Consider the following 2,061-nt stretch of genomic DNA (forward strand, 5'->3'; position numbering starts at 1 on the left):
CTGGCGGTGCGCAGGCGATGCCGGCCGTCGTCGCCCCGATAGTTGGTGCGGTAGGTGTTGAGCCAGAACTGCTTCTCCGCGTCGGAGACGTTCTCGCCGAGGCCGGCGGCGAGGACGCCCAGGACGAAGTCGTCGTCGACCACCCAGTCGTCGCCGACGGGGGCCGCGAGTGCGTCGATCGCCGGGCTGCAGAAGTCGGAGCCGTCCCAGCAGCCGCGTTCCATGCTGGCCTGGCTCTCGTAGTCCATCGAGGTCCCGACCACGACGATGCCGCGGATCGCGTCGGGGTCGAGCAGCGCCATCCGGGTGACGATCCAGCCGCCCTGCGAGGTGCCCAGCGCGAATGCCGTGTCGATACCCAGTGCGTCGAGCACCTGCAGGTTGGCGATCGCGCTGTCCCAGTAGGTGAAGTGCCGGTACCGCGAGCGGGTGGCACCGTGCCCGTACGGCTCGATCGCCAGCAGGTTCATCCGCGAACTGAGCGCCTCGTCGGCGAACTGCGGTCGGTACAGCTCGACCGAGGTGGTGAACGAGTTGGACATCACCAGGGTGGGCAGCGAGGGGTCGTAGTCGCGGCCGAACCGGTAGCCGATGGTCGAGCCGCCCAGGTGCGGGATATCGATGGTCTGCGTGGTCATGGTGGTCCTTCGTGAGGGGAATACGGAGGTGTTCTTGACCATAGGACGCGCTCGGCCCGTACTGCTGACGAATCAACAGCTTGACCGGGCATGCCTGTGCGCACTGCGGGAGGCGGAGGCCCGCCCTCGCGGGCCTTGATTCGTTAGCCACGCATACAAACTTGACAGTTGTGTAGTAGCTACTCTGCGGATATTGTCGCTGGCAGTCGGTGGCGTAGCCTTATCCCCCCCTCGAGGTGTCGCCGGCTCCGCAACGATGCGGACTACGCTGACCGCCTTTGGTCGCGATCCTGCATCGTGCGCGACAGAGTCGCCGGCGGCCGCGGGCTCCCCCTCCGCGGCCCCGGCGACTCAATCGTCTTGAGCTCACTAGTCCCTTGGTGCCGACCCGGTGGCGTTTGAGAATCGGCTGCGGAACCAGCGGCCACGGAGGCAAGCCACCTATCGGCTTTCTGACCCGCGCCCCGCCGGTCCACCACTCCCGGCGGACGTGCCGCGATGCGCACACCCTCAACAGGCCGGCCTGACTAACGCCTTGAGGTAGCCACCGGTCTCGTGCAGCAGGGCGTCCCTCCTCGACTTGGACAGCGGCCGGGGCGTGTCGGTCACGTAGACGGGTGCGTCGAAGCACTGCTCGAAGTACATTCGCACTCGCGACACGTGACCCCAATAGGTGACCACCAGCAGTGAGTTGTACTCGCGCTCGCGGGAGATGCGGGTGGCGGCAGTGGTCTCACCCTCGGTGGTGTCCACGTCGGGGGCGAAGCACTCGACATCGATCTGACGACCGTCGCGGGCGAGTACCGGGGTGGAGGCGCAATAGGAGTCGATGGCGGCGGCGTAGCGGCCGGTGCCACTGGGCGGCTGGGAGACAAGGATGTGGTCGGCCACGCCCTCTTCTGCGAGGCTGCGGGCGTAGACGTAGCGGTCGTCGTTCGAGCCGGCGACCACCACGATCGCATCGACGCGCTCCGGCGAGTCGACCTGGGGAAAGAGCACTGCCCGCGCCGCGGTCAAACCCATGACCAGCAGCCCCGCCACCAGGACAAGGGCGAGCACCACGATGCTGCGGCGGCGTCGGGAGCGTGGTCTCACGGATACAGGCTACGGAGGCCTTCCCAACTGGGGGTGCTGGCGTCCGGCTGCCTCGAGCCTCCGTCTGTCGCATACTCCCGACGGCGTGCGCATCCGTTACAAGAAGGTGCGGGACGACAACGGCGAGAAAGTCGAGTTCTCCGACATCGCCAAGGCGTACGAGTCCGAGGACGGCGAGATGGTCATCCTCACCAAGGAGGACCTGGCGAGCCTGCCGGTAGAGCAGTCGCACGAGATCGAGGTCACGGAGTTCGTCCCGGCCGACCAGGTGGATCCGGTGGCCTTCGACAGCGCCTATTTCCTGGAGCCGGCGTCGCGGTCGAACCGG

2 protein-coding genes and 1 pseudogene are annotated in these 2,061 nt (G+C 67.1%); 1 reads left to right on the forward strand and 2 read right to left on the reverse strand.

The window, feature by feature from the left end; translation table 11 throughout:
- The coding region (locus G6021_RS15840; RefSeq protein ID WP_241736617.1) for an alpha/beta hydrolase at positions 1–638 on the reverse strand (638 nt) is incomplete at its 3' end.
- A 510-nt stretch (positions 639–1,148) separates the two neighbouring features.
- Positions 1,149–1,733, reverse strand: coding sequence for an ElyC/SanA/YdcF family protein (locus tag G6021_RS15845; protein ID WP_347238988.1), 585 nt, complete (start codon positions 1,731–1,733; stop codon positions 1,149–1,151).
- Positions 1,734–1,806: 73 nt separating this feature from the next.
- On the opposite strand from G6021_RS15845, the pseudogene G6021_RS15850 reads away from it, so the two are divergent.
- Positions 1,807–2,061: pseudogene (locus G6021_RS15850) on the forward strand (Ku protein); the annotation flags it as partial.

Origin of the sequence: Dietzia sp. CW19 (genome assembly GCF_014145265.1) — a bacterium.
Taxonomy (GTDB): domain Bacteria; phylum Actinomycetota; class Actinomycetes; order Mycobacteriales; family Mycobacteriaceae; genus Dietzia; species Dietzia natronolimnaea.